This window comes from Fulvivirga sp. M361, assembly GCF_007097395.1.
GTDB lineage: Bacteria > Bacteroidota > Bacteroidia > Cytophagales > Cyclobacteriaceae > Fulvivirga.
This window is the reverse complement of sequence record NZ_VKDC01000001.1, coordinates 339,412-356,745: the sequence shown is the minus strand read 5'-3', so window position 1 is coordinate 356,745 and position 17,334 is coordinate 339,412. Positions and strand designations below refer to the sequence as shown.

General features: G+C 42.1%; 13 protein-coding genes. 4 read left to right on the top strand and 9 right to left on the bottom strand.

What is annotated here, in order from left to right:
* Positions 1–56: 56 nt before the first annotated feature.
* Entirely contained in the window at positions 57–311 is a 255-nt protein-coding gene (locus tag FNH22_RS01405) for a hypothetical protein (protein ID WP_143396500.1), read from the top strand.
* 151 nt (positions 312–462) lie between these two features.
* Here the strand turns inward: FNH22_RS01405 and FNH22_RS01400 are convergent, their stop codons facing one another.
* The 4 genes from FNH22_RS01400 to rimP form a co-directional block, all read right to left on the bottom strand.
* Complete coding sequence (locus tag FNH22_RS01400) at positions 463–1,218, bottom strand: hypothetical protein (RefSeq protein WP_143396499.1); 756 nt, start codon at positions 1,216–1,218, stop codon at positions 463–465.
* Between the two features lie 217 nt (positions 1,219–1,435).
* Positions 1,436–4,222 carry a translation initiation factor IF-2 gene (gene infB / locus FNH22_RS01395; RefSeq protein WP_143396498.1) on the bottom strand — a complete coding sequence of 929 codons (2,787 nt, stop codon included), beginning with the start codon at positions 4,220–4,222 and terminating at the stop codon, positions 1,436–1,438.
* A gap of 40 nt (positions 4,223–4,262) precedes the next feature.
* The gene (gene nusA / locus FNH22_RS01390) at positions 4,263–5,504 is read right to left on the bottom strand and encodes a transcription termination factor NusA (RefSeq protein ID WP_143396497.1); all 1,242 of its coding nucleotides are present in this window, start codon (positions 5,502–5,504) and stop codon (positions 4,263–4,265) included.
* A gap of 8 nt (positions 5,505–5,512) precedes the next feature.
* A complete protein-coding gene (gene rimP, locus FNH22_RS01385; RefSeq protein ID WP_143396496.1) occupies positions 5,513–5,980 on the bottom strand; it encodes a ribosome maturation factor RimP in 468 nt (155 codons plus the stop codon).
* Between the two features lie 154 nt (positions 5,981–6,134).
* Here rimP and FNH22_RS01380 point away from each other — a divergent pair, with 154 nt between their 5' ends.
* Positions 6,135–7,136: a M28 family peptidase gene (locus tag FNH22_RS01380; protein ID WP_143396495.1), complete on the top strand. Its 1,002-nt coding sequence runs from the start codon at positions 6,135–6,137 to the stop codon at positions 7,134–7,136.
* A 51-nt stretch (positions 7,137–7,187) separates the two neighbouring features.
* Here the strand turns inward: FNH22_RS01380 and gcvP are convergent, their stop codons facing one another.
* Positions 7,188–10,088: an aminomethyl-transferring glycine dehydrogenase gene (gene gcvP, locus FNH22_RS01375; protein WP_143396494.1), complete on the bottom strand. Its 2,901-nt coding sequence runs from the start codon at positions 10,086–10,088 to the stop codon at positions 7,188–7,190.
* 217 nt (positions 10,089–10,305) lie between these two features.
* Between gcvP and FNH22_RS01370 the strand changes: the two genes are divergently transcribed.
* Positions 10,306–11,823 (top strand): M28 family peptidase, encoded by a 1,518-nt coding sequence (locus FNH22_RS01370; protein WP_143396493.1) that lies wholly within the window; start codon positions 10,306–10,308, stop codon positions 11,821–11,823.
* A gap of 270 nt (positions 11,824–12,093) precedes the next feature.
* Here the strand turns inward: FNH22_RS01370 and lipA are convergent, their stop codons facing one another.
* Complete coding sequence (gene lipA / locus FNH22_RS01365; protein ID WP_143396492.1) at positions 12,094–12,978, bottom strand: lipoyl synthase; 885 nt, start codon at positions 12,976–12,978, stop codon at positions 12,094–12,096.
* Between the two features lie 67 nt (positions 12,979–13,045).
* Positions 13,046–13,777 carry a hypothetical protein gene (locus FNH22_RS01360; protein WP_143396491.1) on the bottom strand — a complete coding sequence of 244 codons (732 nt, stop codon included), beginning with the start codon at positions 13,775–13,777 and terminating at the stop codon, positions 13,046–13,048.
* A 98-nt stretch (positions 13,778–13,875) separates the two neighbouring features.
* Here FNH22_RS01360 and FNH22_RS01355 point away from each other — a divergent pair, with 98 nt between their 5' ends.
* Positions 13,876–14,268, top strand: a complete 393-nt coding sequence (locus FNH22_RS01355; RefSeq protein ID WP_370513157.1) for an OsmC family protein — start codon at positions 13,876–13,878, stop codon at positions 14,266–14,268.
* Here the strand turns inward: FNH22_RS01355 and ytxJ are convergent.
* Together ytxJ and FNH22_RS01345 are read right to left on the bottom strand one after the other, a co-directional pair.
* Positions 14,258–14,599, bottom strand: coding sequence for a bacillithiol system redox-active protein YtxJ (gene ytxJ / locus FNH22_RS01350; protein ID WP_143396489.1), 342 nt, complete (start codon positions 14,597–14,599; stop codon positions 14,258–14,260). The two genes, FNH22_RS01355 and ytxJ, sit on opposite strands and share 11 nt — an antisense overlap.
* Position 14,600: 1 nt before the next feature.
* Positions 14,601–17,303 (bottom strand): hypothetical protein, encoded by a 2,703-nt coding sequence (locus tag FNH22_RS01345; protein ID WP_143396488.1) that lies wholly within the window; start codon positions 17,301–17,303, stop codon positions 14,601–14,603.
* Between the last annotated feature and the right edge of the window lie 31 nt (positions 17,304–17,334).

Sequence of the window (17,334 nt, the reverse complement as noted above, 5' to 3'; positions counted from 1 at the left end):
TCTTTATTTATAGGTATGCTTTTAAATACCTCCGAATTTGATTAACTTAAATATACATGCATTGGAAAGATTTTAAGAAGTTATCACTGTCAGACAAAGCTCGTTCGTTATATACGGAGGGTACTTTTGTTACATCTATCCGATATTACAGGCATAAGGTAAATTTGTATTTGTTGGAGAATTATTATGTAGAGGTTTTTTATAATCCTAAACTGGATTGTGTCGATAAAATCGATCGATTAGAACCCCGACATTCACGTATGAAGTTCTATTCAGATCAGGTCAAATTGCCATTAGATCTTTGTGCATAGAGGATTTGCCTGGATAATTTGTTCGTTTCTGCCATCGTTTCATATACTGTATCAGAGATTTTTAACCTTCAAAGGATAACGAAGTTCTTATAAATACAAAAAGGGTCTTGAAGACCCTTTCTTTTTGCACCATAAAGTGTTATATGATTTCTTAGGCAGTTGTAGCCGTAGATGACTTCTCTGCAGCATCTTGGAGCATCGCGATCTTATAGTTCTTTTTAGATTTATGACCACAATACCCACATTCAAAATATTTGAGCAATTCACCTTCCTCAGAAGTAGAAGGTGCACGTAGTATATCTTCTTTAGTTACTCTAAAGGTCTGATAGTTACACTCAGGACATTGCAATGCGTGAAGGTGACCCGCATATTTTTCAATTTTGGTATACCCTGTTTCTTCGTCTACCCATACATCGTAGTCAATAGAGTATATTTCTTCTTCTGCCTGCATACCTTCATCCAGATAAACATCCTCTTCTTCCTCACTCAGCAGCTTCATTGGCTTACCTGATTTAGGAGAAATACGTGGCTTATATCTTAATTTTTTTAGTCTTTTCTCAATGTAGAAAGGATAATAAAATTTAAGGAGGTTTTGAATGATTACTCCTATGATCAAGCCCATAGAGATGGTTACAAACACTCTTACAAAGAGCCAAAGTGTTGTTAACTCCGAGATAAATGAATTGGCATAAGATGCTCCGGCTAAAATTAAAAGCACACCACAGGCCATGAGAATATTAATCTCATTCCGATTAATGTAGTCATACTTTGTTTTTGAATCACCTGTTGATGATAGTTTAATCAAATGCCCCAAAAAAATGAGAATAGAGAGACCCACTAAGCAGAAAGCTGCGTATTGAGTCCAGGTATTCCAGCTCTCAAAGGATTGTATTGAGGTTTCGTCCATGGTCTAAAAGTTTTTTAGATGTAAATCTTGAGAATTAAAAATAAATTCAATTAAAGGCCAATTTAAAAATTACTGCCAAAAGTTAATATTCTTTTATTAAAAAATAAAAGACAATGAACAATAAGCCCATAGAAATACTGTTGTTTTAAGTGATTTGGTACTTCAATTAAAGCAATTTTCATTGAAATTTAAAAATATAGCACATTTTTAAATTGATTTAGAGAGTTCGTTTACTCTCTCGTTCTTCATAGCTCTCGACTACATCACCCTCTTTTATGTCATTAAAGTTTTTGATGCTTATTCCACACTCGTAGCCGTTTTTAACTTCATTCACGTCTTCCTTAAACCTTTTCAGTTGTCCCATCTCTCCTGAATAGATCACTATTCCATCCCTTATAAGACGTATTGGGTTATTTCTTTTGATGTATCCGTCAATCACCATACATCCGGCTACTGTACCGACTTTAGATATTTTAAACACATCTCTCACTTCCACATTGCCTACGATCACTTCTTCCACTTCAGGGTCCAGCATACCTTCCATAGCATCTTTTACATCATTGATAGCATCATAGATGATGGAATAAAGTCTGATTTCAATTTCCTCGTTCTCAGCTGTCCTTTTAGCTGAAGTAGAAGGCCTTACCTGGAAGCCTACGATAACAGCGTCAGAAGCCGATGCCAAAAGTACATCTGACTCAGAGATCTGTCCTACACCCTTATGGATAATATTCACCTGGATTTCTTCAGTACTTAGTTTAAGTAATGAATCAGACAATGCTTCTATTGATCCATCCACATCCCCTTTTACGATTACATTCAGTTCCTTAAATGAACCTATGGCTAATCTTCTGCCAATTTCGTCCAGGGTAATATGCTTTTTGGTACGTATATTTTGTTCCCTTAATATTTGTTCACGTTTAGCAGCTATTTCCCTTGCTTCACGATCGGTATCCATAATATTGAACTTATCACCGGCCTGAGGCGCTCCGTCCAGCCCAAGCATTAATACCGGCGTGGCAGGGCCCGCATTTTCGATTTTTTGACCTACGTGGTCAAACATAGCTTTTACCCGTCCATGGTATGCTCCGGCAAGGATCACATCACCAATTCTCATTGTGCCACTTTGAACGAGAAGGGTTGCCACATATCCCCTGCCTTTGTCCAGCGATGCTTCAATTACTGTACCGACTGCCTTTTTATCGTGGTTAGCCTTCAGTTCAAGTAATTCCGCTTCTAATAATACTTTTTCTAAAAGGTCATCTACTCCCTGCCCGGTCTTAGCGGATATTTCCTGACTTTGATATTTTCCACCCCACTCTTCTACAAGAATATTTATGCCGGACAGAGATTCTCTTACTTTGTCAGGATTGGCGTTAGGTTTATCAATTTTGTTGATAGCGATAACAATTGGGACACCCGCTACTTGAGCGTGGTTTATCGCTTCTTTTGTTTGAGGCATTACGTCATCGTCTGCCGCTACCACAATAATAACAATATCTGTCACCTTGGCTCCACGAGCTCGCATAGCCGTAAAGGCTTCGTGACCTGGTGTATCAAGGAAAGCTAGTTTTTGGCCGCTTTCTGTTGTTACATCATAGGCGCCTATGTGTTGTGTAATACCACCGGCCTCGCCCGCTGTTACTTTTGAATTTCTAATGTAATCAAGCAAGGAGGTTTTTCCATGGTCTACGTGACCCATGATGGTTACAATAGGAGCCCGTTCGGTAAGGCTTTCTTCCTTATCCTCTTCCTCGATAATATCGACCTCATCATCTGCTCCCGTAAATTCTACACTGAACCCAAATTCATCCGCGATCACCGTTATTGATTCTGCATCCAGGCGTTGGTTTATAGAAACGAACATTCCCAGACCCATACAACTGGAGATAACATCGTTTACAGAAACATCCATTAATGAGGCAAGGTCGTTTGCAGAGATGAATTCCGTTACTTTAAGTACTTTGGATTCTTCCTGTTCCTGAAGTAGTTGTTCTTCTTTGGCTTCGGCTATAGCAGACCTTTTCTCTCTCCTATATTTAGCACCCCCGCCTTTTTTCTTTCCACCGCTTAGTTTAGCCAGTGTGGCTTTTATTTTATCTTGTATTTCCTTGTCAGAAGGTTCTTCCTTATCAGCTCGTGCTTTATTAAATGAAGGTTTTCCACCTCTGTTATCACGTTCTCCGGCTCTTGGTATTCTCTTCCTGGGTCTCTTCTTCTTTTTCTGCTCTTTTTGATCGTCTGAAGAGGCCACCGGTTTCGTTTTATCTTTTTCTACCGGCAAGTCAATTTTTCCAACAACTTTTAACCCTTGTAGTCTGTCAGCTTTGGCTTTTCTTACCTCCTGTTTCTCCTCCGGTTCCGGCTCTGGCGCCACCTCCGGCACTTCTTTTTTAGGTTCTGCTACCTTTGCCACCTCTTTTTTGGGTTCTTCCTTTTCTGCAGGCTTAGCAGGCATTTCTTCCTCCTTGTCAGGGGCGCTTTCTGTTACGTCGGGTTTTTCTTCCTTTTTGGCAACAGGTTCCGGTTTGGGCTCAGGCTCAGGCTCTGGTTTAGGTTCTGGCTTCGGCTCAGGATCAGCCTTCTTTTTCCCCAAATCTATCTTTCCAACTACTGAAAGCCCTTTGAGTTTCGGCTTGCCCTGCTCAACTTTTTCGGCTGGCTTCGGAGGTTCTTCTACTTCCTCTTTTTTCTCCACAGCAAGGTTTTTGATGAGCACATTTTGCTCTTCCTCTTTACGGGGCTTAGGTGGTTGTACACCTGCCTCCACTGCCACTTCATCGCTGATCTTAGTTCCAATGGTAAGGCCAGAAGCTTCCTCCTTATCGTGGGCAGAGTCGGCAAACTCTTTTGAGAGCATAGAAAACTGCTCTCCCGTCAATTTAGAGTTGGGGCTGCTGTCAACGGTAAATCCTTTTTCAGCAAGGAAATCAACAATAGTGGAAAGCCCAACATTAAGCTTCCTAGCTACCTGACTCAGCCTCATGGTTCTTTCTTCTGACATACTCAAATATCTCTTTTTTTTGCGATTTAAAAAACTTGACCTATTCGAACTCCTGCTTAAGAATGCCTAAAACATTATCAATGGTTTCTTCTTCCAGGTCGGTTCTGCGTTCCAGCTCTTGTTTGGTTAAAGTCAATACGCTCTTGGCAGTATCCAGTCCGATACGTTTCAATTCATCAATCACCCAGTTTTCGATTTCATCTCCAAATTCATCCAGATCTACATCCTCCTCTTCGAATTCACCTAACTCTCGGAACACATCTATTTCCATTCCAACCAGCCGGCTGGCAAGTTTGATGTTTTGACCACCTTTACCGATAGCAAGACTTACCTGATCTGGTTTTAGGAATACAGAAACCCTTCCGTCTTCCTGGTCGATCTTGATACTACCTATTTTCGCAGGGCTCAACGCTCTGGAAATGTAGAGTTCCATGTTATCGGTAAAATTGATGACATCAATATTTTCGTTTTGCAATTCACGTACGATACTGTGTATCCTTGATCCCTTCATACCCACACAGGCACCTACCGGGTCAATCCGGTCATCATATGACTCTACGGCTACTTTTGCGCGTTCGCCCGGCTCACGTACTACCTTTTTGATGGTAATCAGGCCGTCATATACTTCAGGTACCTCGCTCTCAAAAAGACGTTCAAGAAATACCGGACTGGTTCGGGATAAAATTATTTTTGGACTGCCATTAAACATATCCACGCGATCTACAATAGCACGGACCTGATCTCCTTTTCTAAACCTGTCTTTGGATATTTGCTCGCTTTTGGGAACTGAAATCTCATTACCTTCAGCATCGATCAACAATACTTCCCTGCTTAATATCTGATATACCTCTCCGGTGATGATCTCTCCTACCAGGTCTTTGTATTTCTGATATAAAATATCTTTTTCCAGATCTTTCACCTTTTGAATAAGTGTTTGTCTGGCAGTCATTACCGCTCTTCGTCCAAAGTCGATCAACGTAATTTGTTCGGCCACTTCTTCTCCTATTTCAAAGTCCGGTTCGATCTGCTGTGCGTCTGACAGACTTATTTTATCATGATCCCAGATATCTTCAGAATTATTATCTACAATTTCTCTGAATCTCCATATTTCAAGGTCACCCTTATCTGCATTGATAATGATATCAAAGTTTTCATCTGTCTCAAACTTTCTTCTGATCATGGTACGGAATACGTCTTCCAGGATCCTGATCATCGTAGGTCTATCGATATTTTTCTGCTTGGCAAAATCGGCAAACGACTCAATTAATACAGAAGCATCCATTTTTACTATTATTTAAATGAAATCTGAACTATGGTTTTACTAATATCTGAAAAGGACAACTCCACCCTTTCATACGCTTTTTTCTTTCCTTTTTTTATCTCCTGATCAAGTACAATACAATCGTTTTGTACTTCCACCAGGCTACCTTTAACATCTTTTCCCTCGGCCAAAGATACTTTAACAGCTCTTCCTATATTTTTTTGATACTGTCTTTCGGACGTGAGAGGATGTTCAACACCGGGAGAGGATACTTCAAGTATATATTTATCGCTTATGATTTCCTCTTCTTCAATAATGTGACCCAGCTTACGACTGAGACGGGCACAATCATCGATATTAACTCCTTTATCTCCATCTATTAATATCAGCACTTTTCCCGACCCTTGCCTGGAAGACATTATTATATCGACCAAAAAATGGGACTCATCTTCCAAATTCTTCTCTGCTATTGCCGCTATTTTTTCCTTCAGCTCCATGAAAAAGTGCTAATAAAAAGAGGGGACTGTTGTCCCCTCGAAAAAATTCTTTTCTCTATTTCCTCACAAAATTAAGCCAATTTAATTTGCTTTACAAACTTTGAATTAAATCAGACAGATTTAAGTTTACACCCTGCACTAATTGTTAATGACCATGAAACTGATCTCCAAAGTATTTTGTCTTGTATTACCTGCTGTTCTTATCATCTCATGTAATACTTCAAAGGAAAAGACAGTTGATGTCGATGCAGAAGAGCATGTGATTACCGTTCCCCTGTTTAATAAAGATTCAGCCTATGCTTTTGTGGAGTATCAGGTAAGTATGGGGCCCAGAGTGCCGAGTACCACACCGCATGTGAAAACCGGAGATTGGTTAGTACATAAGTTTAGAACATATGGTGCACAAGTAGAAGAGCAAAATTTTGAAGCGACCAGTTTCGACGGCAAAAAGATGTATCTGAGAAATATTATAGCCAGTTATGCTCCGGAAAAAGCGAAACGAATACTATTGGCAGCGCATTGGGATACCAGGCCATTTGCAGACAAAGATAATAGCCGTAAAGATGAAGCAATTGACGGGGCTAATGACGGGGCCAGCGGGGTGGGCGTATTATTGGAGATTGCCCGGTCAATACAACAAGAATTACCCAAAGGAGTGGGGGTAGATATTATTTTATTTGATGGTGAAGATTGGGGGAATGATGTATCGTTTCAAAAGCCTGTGCCTTTAAGGGATGGTTGGGAATCCTGGTGGTGTATGGGTTCTCAGTATTGGGGAAAAAACCCGCATAAACCCAATTACTCTGCTTACTATGGGATTTTACTGGATATGGTAGGGGGTAAAAACGCCAGGTTTTTCACTGAAGGGTATTCCCGGCAGATAGCCCCTTCGATAGTGAAGAAAGTGTGGGATGTCGCTTCTCAAATAGGTTATTCCAATTATTTTGTACGGAGGGAAGGTGCAGCCATAACAGATGATCATTATTTTGTGCATAAATACCGAAACATCCCTATGATAGACATTATACCAATGGATCCAGAAAGTGATTCCTTTGGTACTTTTCATCATACCCATAATGACAATATGGACATCATTAGTAAAGAAACGTTAGGTGCCGTAGGAGAAACACTTCTATATGTATTATATCACGAATAAAAAAGCCTGCTTTTTTGTAAGCAGGCTTCCATAAAAAAGATTATTTGTCTCTTAGGCTTCCATGGCTTCGGGTTCTTCCAGATATTCGTCGACAGGCAGGCAGCTACACATTAAATTTCTATCTCCGTATGCGTTGTCTACTCTGCCTACAGTAGGCCAGAATTTATTTTCTTTCACGAATGCTAAAGGATAAGCCGCTTTTTCTCTGCTATATGGCCGGTTCCATTCATCGGCAGTTACTTGTTTGGCGGTATGTGGAGCATGTTTAAGAACGTTGTCTTCGCTATTAGCGATACCATCTTCAATTTCCCGGATTTCGTTTCTTATTTCAATCAGTGCTTCACAGAATCGATCAAGTTCAGGCTTGGTTTCACTTTCCGTAGGTTCGATCATCATAGTGCCGGCCACAGGAAATGACACAGTAGGTGCGTGAAAACCGTAGTCCATCAATCTTTTGGCAATGTCCTCAACTTCAACACCTACTTTTTTGAATTCCCGGCAATCTATGATCATCTCATGGGCTGCACGTCCGTTTTTGCCTGAATAAAGTACAGGATAATATCCATCAAGTCGTTCTTTGATATAGTTAGCATTGAGAATGGCTAATTCAGTGGCCGCTTTTAAACCCTTTTTACCCATTAAAGCAATATATGCGTAAGAAATGGTCAGAATACTGGCACTACCAAAAGGCGCTGCTGATATTGACGTTATTGCTTTATTTCCACCTGTGGTTATCAATGGATTTCCGGGAAGGAAAGGTGCCAGTTGTGGGGCTACTCCTATAGGTCCCATGCCCGGTCCTCCTCCTCCATGAGGGATACAGAATGTTTTATGCAGATTGAGATGGCAAACATCAGCTCCGATATTCGCCGGACTGGTAAGGCCTACCTGGGCATTCATATTGGCGCCATCCATGTAAACCTGGCCGCCATGCTCGTGGATAATATCACAGATCTCAACGATACTTTCTTCAAATACACCATGAGTAGAAGGATAAGTCACCATCAGGGCACAAAGGTTCTCACTGTTTTCCTCTGCTTTAAGTTTCAGATCTTCCAGGTCTATGTTTCCCTGATCGTCACACTTGACGATTACCACCTTCATTCCTGCCATCACAGCGCTTGCCGGATTGGTACCGTGGGCGGATGAAGGGATGAGCGTGACATTTCTATGGTGATTGCCGTGGCTTCGATGGTAGGCTCTGATTACCATCAGCCCCGAATACTCTCCCTGAGCACCACTGTTAGGCTGTAAGGATACCGCCGCAAAACCAGTGATCTCACACAACCATTTTTCCAGGTCTTCAAAAAGTTGGGTATAACCCTTTGCCTGTTTTTTAGGTGCAAAAGGGTGCATATTTCCAAATTCCGGCCAGGTTACAGGGATCATCTCCGTAGTAGCATTTAATTTCATAGTACATGAGCCAAGAGATATCATACTGTGAACTAAAGATAAATCTTTGTTCTCCAGCTTTTTGATATATCGTAACATCTCATGCTCTGAGTGATGTGTGTTGAAAACCGGGTGTGCAAGGTAATCAGAGGTTCTTACTAACTCCTCCGGCCAATTCAGATGGAGGTTTGCGGCCTCTTGTTCAGCTGAGAAATTACTTTCAATCTCATTTGCCTCTGCCAGGATATTAAGTATTAATGAAACATCCTGTATGCCGGAGGTTTCATCCAGTGATATGCCGATAGCACTTTCGTCAAAATATCGGAAGTTCACTCTTTTATCTTCGGCTAATCTTTGCACCTTGGCAAGGTCTGAGATCCTAACTTTAAGGGTGTCAAAGTAATTTACATTGTATTGCTCAATGCCCAGTGTCTTCAGGCCTTTGTTCAGCAATTGAGTCAATCCATGTATGCGCCCTGCAATGGCCCGTAGTCCTTTTGGGCCATGGTATACAGCATACATTCCTGCCATCACAGCAAGCAGCACCTGGGCTGTGCAAATGTTACTGGTAGCTTTTTCACGTCTGATATGTTGCTCTCTTGTCTGAAGGGCCATTCTGAAGCCGTTATCGCCCTGTGCATCTAATGATGCTCCTATGATCCTGCCCGGGATTTGTCGTTTGAACACCTCTTTAGTAGCAAAAAACGCTGCATGAGGACCGCCATACCCCATAGGTACACCAAAACGCTGACTTGAGCCCACCACAACGTCGGCACCCATTTCGCCGGGTGACTTTAACAGTAAGAGGCTCATCAAATCGCTGGCAACGGCCACAGCTACGTTATTTTCTTTGGCTGTAACCACCAAATCAGTGTGGTCAATGATTTCTCCGTTATTATCCGGGTACTGAAGCAAAACCCCATAAAGATCAGGGTCGGTCAGGTCCAGGTTAGATAACTCGTCTATCACCAATTCGATATCGACCGGTTCCGCGCGGGTAGTGAGTATATCAAGTGTCTGTGGGAAAGTATTTTTATCAACAAAGAACTTATTAGCACTTTTTTTAGCTCCTTTTCTGGCTCCGGCTAACATGGCCATCGCTTCTGCAGCGGCGGTGCCTTCATCCAGCAGGGAAGCGTTGGCTATTTCCATTCCGGTAAGATCAATGATCAGCGTTTGAAAATTGATCAGTGCTTCGAGCCTTCCCTGGGCGATCTCTGCCTGGTAAGGTGTATACGCTGTGTACCAACCCGGGTTCTCCAGTATATTTCTCAATATTACCGGAGGTACTACTGTATTGTAATAGCCCGTGCCAATGTAAGACTTAAATATTTCATTTTTTTCAGCAAGCTTTTTAAATGTCTCAAGAAACTGAGATTCGGTTTGAGCCACTGGTAGATCCAGGTCTTTTTTAAGTCTGATTAACTTTGGTATAGTTTGGTCAATAAGATCGTCCAATGAATCTGCGCCTACCAATTGAAGCATCTCGGCTATTTGTTGATCGTCCGGCCCGTTATGACGGGTGTCAAATCTCACTACATTATTAACTTCTAACTTCATTCTCTTTGTTTATAAACCTGATAATATAACAGAATACCCTATCAAAAAGATTTGCAAATCTAGCATTATTTGGCCTAAATAACGGTCCTAAAATAATTATTCTGAGCAATTTAAACGTCAGGAATTCTGTATGAGCCGCTCGTCATAATTTGGGGTGATAAATCAAATTTGGCCGCTTTATTCTATATTTTTGATTCTCTTATCAAAGAAATAATCTATGAAAAAAATAATGATAATAGCATTTGTTCTGGCCTTCACGGGCTTGTCATATGCTCAAACTGAACAAGATGCCGTAAAGTATGCCGAAACAATCACGGAGGATGAACTATATGACAAGCTTTCTATATTGGCATCAGACGCTATGGAAGGACGAGAGACAGGTGAAAGAGGACAAAAAATGGCGGCGGCGTTCATCAGTGATCATTTTCAACGTCTTGGATTAAAAGCGCCCGTAAAAAGTGGGACGGAGAATAGTTATTATCAGCCTGTATTTCTTTATTCTGCTGTACCTGGCGATACATACATTATAGCAGGTGAAGAGAAGCACAAAAACTTTGATAAAATCATTTATTATGGTTCTTCTTCTTCCGGTGCGGTAAAAGAAACGGAGGTATTGTTTGCAGGTAAAGGGAGTGAGCAGGATTTTGCTCAACTGGATGTAAAGGATAAAGCAGTAATCGTTATGGTGGATAACCCCAGGGCGTGGAAAGCGCCACACGATCTGGCGTTGGAGAAGGGGGCGAGCCTGACCCTGATCGTTTCACACAAGGACGATGCTAAGTTTACCGAGTATGGCCAGCTATTTAAAGGCTTTTTGGAAGGGGGAAGACTATCATTAGAAAAACCGGACATGGGTGGATCAGATCCGGGGGTGTTTTTTATTGCGCCTTCTGTGGCGGCTCAAATACTGGATGTTAAAAAACAGCGACTTCAGGATGCTATGGAAAAAGGGAATCTGAAAAAAATAAAGAAGGGGACTTTCAAGTATCATATGGAGCAAAAAATAAAAGAAGTTGAAAGTGAAAATGTATTGGGATATATGGAAGGCTCTGATTTGAAAGATGAGTTGGTGGTAATTACCGCTCACTATGACCATATCGGAAAAAATGGGGAACAGATTAATAATGGTGCGGATGATGACGGCTCGGGAACTTCTGCAGTGCTTGAGATAGCGGAGGCATTTGTACAAGCTAAAGCAGATGGCAAGGGCCCAAGAAGAAGCATTCTTTTTATGACAGTAACCGGTGAAGAAAAGGGCTTGCTGGGTTCGGCATATTATACTTCTAATCCCATATTCCCTCTGGAAAAAACAGTGGTTGACCTCAATATTGACATGATAGGCCGCATAGACCATAAGCACAAGGAAAATCCTGAATATGTATACCTGGTAGGATCAGATAGATTATCTACGGAATTACATGAGATCAGCGAGAAGGTGAACGAAACATATACAAAGCTGGAACTGGATTATACTTATAATGATGAAGACCATCCTGATCGGATCTATTATCGTTCGGATCATTGGAATTTTGCTAAAAATAACATTCCAATTATCTTCTATTTCAATGGTGTTCACGATGATTATCACCAACCTACGGATACCATCGATAAGATAGCATTTGATATGTTAATGGAAAGGACCAAGTTAGTTTATCACACGGCCTGGGTATTGGCAAACCGGGACCAAAAGCCGGTGGTAGATAAGCCACAGTCTCAAAATCTGGGAAATAACTAGCGTTAAGTCACGCCTCCATTGTCTTTATTTTACATAAACATAACGGTTAGCTGATAATAAGGTCGACGGCTAACAACAAGGAGCAGGCAAAATTTTATAACACACTATTGCCTGCAAACACTATGCACATAATCTACATCGGATACGTCATTTAGTCCTTGACGTAACACGGAGAAGTTCTTTTGACAGGAATAAAAACAGGCCATGAATTTATAAACTAAGGGCCTGTTTTTATATAAGATAATATTCTTGAGAAGGGGCCTGACCTATTTAGATCGGAACGTCTACATGTCTTTCTGCATGATAGGATGACCTTACTAAGGGGCCGGACTCTACATATTTCAGTCCTCTTTTTAAACCTTCTTCTTTGTAGGCTTCAAACTGATCTGGATGAATGAACTCAGCTACTTCCAGGTGCATTTTAGTCGGTTGCAGGTATTGGCCTAAGGTAAGGATGTCAAGTCCGTGTTCCACAAGGTCATCCATAGCTTTGTGCACTTCATCAACGGTTTCTCCTACTCCCAACATGATGCCTGATTTTGTTCTTTTGCCTTCGGCTTTGGTCAGTTTAGTCTGTTCGAGGCTTCGTACATATTTGGCTTGCGGCCTTACACGCCGATATAAACGTTCTACCGTTTCCATATTATGTGACACTACCTCTTGTCCTCCCTCTATCATTCTATACAAAGCATCCCAATTACCTTTTACATCAGGGATCAGCGTTTCTATAGTAGTTTCAGGAGAGAGCTCTTTTGTCTTTACTACGGTCTGATACCATATTTCGGCCCCCCGATCCTTCAATTCATCTCGATTTACGGATGTGATTACGGCATGCTTGACCCCCATAAGCTTAATCGCCTCAGCAACTCTTTGAGGCTCACCATCATCGTATTCGGGAGGTCTGCCTGTGGCTACGGCACAGAAGGTACAACTTCTGGTGCATACATTCCCAAGGATCATAAATGTAGCCGTACCGGCTCCCCAGCATTCACCCATATTCGGACAATTACCACTTTCACAGATGGTATGTAGTTTATGCTCATCGACTAGTTTTCTAACGTTGGCATACTCTTTTCCAATAGGCAGCTTTACTCTCAACCAATCTGGCTTACGTTTTTTCTTGTCTTGTTCGGAAACTACAGGTAATTCTATCATTACTTATGAGATTTTCAATACTTCAAAGTTAGGTATTTATGGTTTCAGAATAGCTCCATGAGCTTTACTATCTTCTGGAACCGTAGAAAAGAGTGAAAAACGCGGTGGGGAATACAGCTTTGTTTTTTGCAGCGGACATAAGTTCAATACGCTGTGTGTAAGCATCTACCAAAAAACCTACTTCCACTCCGGTAACACTGTTTTTGGTAGTACCCAGTTCAAAGCTCATGGAGGTTTTCAGGTTAGCTCCTATTCTCAATTTTGATTCAGTGACCCCTTGCAATACATATCCCGACCCTAAAATGTTATCTATGGAATGAACATTGGGGTCATAAGGGACTCGTCTGCTGCTAAGTCGTTGAGAGCCTCCCGAGGCAATTTCTACATAATAGGGAGCAAGTAACCCCAGGGAAGGGCCGGCAGCGGCATTTAGCTTTATTTCTACGCCCTGTTGTGGCGCTTTTCTAAATAATATCATCTCTCTGCCGTATTGGAAACGCAACGCATAGAGATAATTTACTTTACCCAAAATAAACGAATTAGTAGCCCCATTCCTACGTAAATGAAACTCCTGTGGGTGCTTAACATTCATCACCTCAACTCCTAAACTCTGATATAGCCCTTCGTTGATCCTTTTCGATTTCCTGAAAATGAACCCTCCAATAAGGCCACCAGAGGTATTTTTGTTAATACCCCATATAAATTCCGACTGGTAATCTTCCGTTTCGGGGTTTTGACTTACAGCTACCAACGGAAGGCATAACATCAGAAGAAGAATAATTTTCCACACTTTCTGCATCCGCTCCAATTAAAAGATCATTAAATTTAAGAATATACTGGTCTAACGCAAAGTGAGTTCAGATAGTTTAGTTAATCAAATCAAGAAATATGTATAGCATGCAGTCCGAATATCTGGGTAGTTTACGCACTCAATCAAAACATTTAAAATCAGGAGAGGTAGTAATGAGTGATGCCCCGGTAGATAATAATGGAAAAGGAGAAGCTTTCTCACCAACCGATCTTGTTTCGTCAGCCCTGTGTAGCTGTATGATGACAATAATGGGAATATTGGCTGCCCGTGAGGATATCGATTTGCGAGGATTAAAGGCCAATATTACCAAAGTAATGGACAGCAATCCCAGAAAGATCTCAGAAATACGGATTGATTTTTCCGGTGACATAAATGCCACAGATATACAAAAGGGAAAACTTCAAAAAGCTGCTTTAAATTGTCCTGTAGCTCTAAGTTTGGCAGATTCAGTGAGTCAAAAAATAAGTTTTAACTTTTGATAAATGCCCTGATGTCAGCATAGTTAATGCCCATATGCGAGTTGTCATATACAGGAGATCTGTCTTTGATCACAATCACCTGGGGCGACTCGTGAGATATGCCAAAATCTTCCACAATCTTGTTGGATATTTCACGGTGTTGGATCAAATCTAAATAATAAGGTTTCAGGTTGCCCACTTCTTGTGGTTGCCAGGCGCGTTCTAATCTGTCGATTGCCATACTGCTAATGGGGCAGCGTGTACTATGCTTGAAGATCATCACCGGGTGGTCTTCGGATTCTTTCTTGATCCTTTCCAGTATGTCGATATTTTCAAGATTGTTCCAATTCATATTAGTCATACCAAAGTCCTTGTTCTCTTTTGTCAAACCGGGGCTTGCGTTCTTTACTTTTCAAATGTTGAGGTTGGTTTTCATTCTTCTTAAACAATTTTGCCCAGAAAAGCCTCAAATTAAATAGTCCTTTTTTGAATTCATTAGAATCATCCCTTCCATCATTATACTTAAAACTTGGGTGTGTATTACGGATGGATTTCTTTGACATTTTAATGTTTCCCTGGTAGTTGCTGGCCTTGATTGATGCTCTTGAAGGGCCGATACCTTTCAAAGCGCCATCCGCTGAATTTGGGTTTTTAGTAAACCGCATGGTTCTTTTTAGGGTGCCACGGTATTCTTTGATCTGGGCATAACTTGTTCCCGGGGCCCGTGCTTTCAATGATTCTTCAGCGGCCTGTTTATTTTTCAGATATCTCAAAGGGGTATGAAAACCGCGATAATTGCCAGCCTCTGTTTCGTTTTTGCCAGGTTTAACCACGCGCAAGGATTCGTCAGCAGCATTCTTGTTCTTTACATACTTTCTTCGTGTTTTAGTTCGTCCTTGAAATTGGGCGCTGAGTCTAACGTTCTTTTCTGGTTCCCTCACCTTTAATGCTTCATCTGCTGAATTTGGATTATGTACGTAGCCAAATTTCCTTTTCTGCTCGCCGCGATATTCCGATGCGAAGCCATCGTATTTACCACGTATAAAAGGTTTGGTCCTGCCCGTGAAAGTTGTTGCCTTTTTAGTTTCCGAAGAAGGTTCTTTTGATTTTCTCTTTGTACGGCCTTTCCATACGGCTATATCCATGTCCTGGAAGCGCAACCTCTCTTTAGTGATGGGTTTTCCATCATTGTTCCAATTATTTCGACTCACACTGCCACCTCCTTTGAACGGTTTTAAACCCTTAATATTTCCCTGAAATTTTGCGACATTATTGTCTTGGCGTGTGGTTCCTTTTCTCTGTAGAGGAGTTCCATTGTTGTTCCAACGCTTACCACTGATACTTCCACCTCCCTTTAAGGGTTTACCCCCTTTTATATTCCCCTGGAAGCGGGCAATGCGGTTGTCTTGTCCCGTGGCGCCACGCCCTTGTACGGCCCTGCCCTGGTTGTTCCATCGCCTTCCGCTAATGCTTCCACCTCCTTTGAGGGGCTTTCCACCTTTTATATTTCCCTGGAAACGGGCCGTTCGACTATCTTGTCCCGTGGTGCCACGCCCTTGTACGGGCCTGCCCTGGTTGTTCCATCGCCTTCCGCTAATGCTTCCACCTCCCTTTAAGGGTTTGCCCCCTTTTACATTGCCCTGGAAACGGGCAATGCGGTTGTCTTGTCCTGTGGCGCCACGTCCCTGTACTGCCCTTCCCTGATTATTCCAACGTCTGCCACTGATGCTTCCACCTCCTTTGAGGGGCTTTCCACCTTTTATATTTCCCTGGAAACGGGCCGTTCGACTATCTTGTCCCGTGGTGCCACGCCCTTGTATTGCCCTACCCTGGTTATTCCATCGCCTGCCACTGACGCTACCGCCTCCTTTCAGGGGTTTGCCTCCTTTTATATTGCCTTGAAAAGAAATACCCCTTCTTGTACCCTCACCTGGTGGTTTCCTTCCTTGAATACGTTGTCCGGGACGTTCCTTGCGACTACTGACGGATTTATAACCGCTCCCTTTTATTTTTCCTTTGAAGGCCCGTTCGCCCTGCTTTTGTCTGAAAGGGTAGGTTTGATAATAGTTACCATTGAATTTTGGTCTTTTAGAAGTTCGTTTTCTGAGTTTGGTCCCTGAGATATCATTTTTCCAGGCCCTTTCGCTGGGCCTTGTTGCTGTTCTGAAACCACCGCCAAGTGTTCCTCCTTTGTAAGGCCTGTCTTTCCTTCCGCCTTTGCTGTAACGCGTATCACGTGGTTTTTGTATGATGGGTCTTTCTACCGTCCTTTTTGTTCGGAACGGTCTGCCGGTAATGTCACCCTTATATGCTTTTTCCCAGGCGGTCTGTCTTCTGAATGAAGAATAGGGGCTTCGACCTTTTCGTATTCTATTGGCGCCTGATACAGAGCGAGGTACGATCCGTGTCTTCTTTTTTGGCCTTTCCGGGTCCCGTGTAATTGACCTGGCGGAACCTGGAAACCGTTGATATTGACTTTTTCCGGTGTAACTGGTTCGTTTAGATCGTGTGGAGATAACCCTGCCTGCAGCATTTCCCTTCCATGCCCTTTCACGTCCTTTGGAAGCAGAACGAGGAAGTCCGGTGCCTCTGCCTGCAGTTTCGTTGCGTTTTCTTGAAAATCGTGGGTCAGAACGGCGTGCTTTAAACCGCGAACCTTCCCCACCTTTGGGTCTTCCGGCATATGGGTTCGGTGGTGCTTTTCCTGCGCTGGAGCGGCGTGGACTGGTTTTAGTGACTACTTTTCTTCCGGTAATATCTCCTTTATAAGACTTTTCCCCTTGCCTGGAACGGGTTTTGAAACGTGTTGTGCGAAGTTTTTGTCGATTTGATTTTCCTTTGTCCCCTCGCCTTTTTAAGCGCCGGTTTGATTTATTCTTTTTTTCGTTGACTTTTTCGAGTTCTGATTTCCTCTTTTCCTGGGCTTGTAGTTCAGGGGCTGAAAGCTGACCTAAGGCAAACATCAGGAGTAATGCCAGCATTACCTTGCCAGTACCTCTTAGGATGTTAGCGATATTTTCTTTAGGATGGCGACCGGTCAAAATAACAGTGCTCAATTAAAAAATATGTAGGTCAATAAGCCTTAAA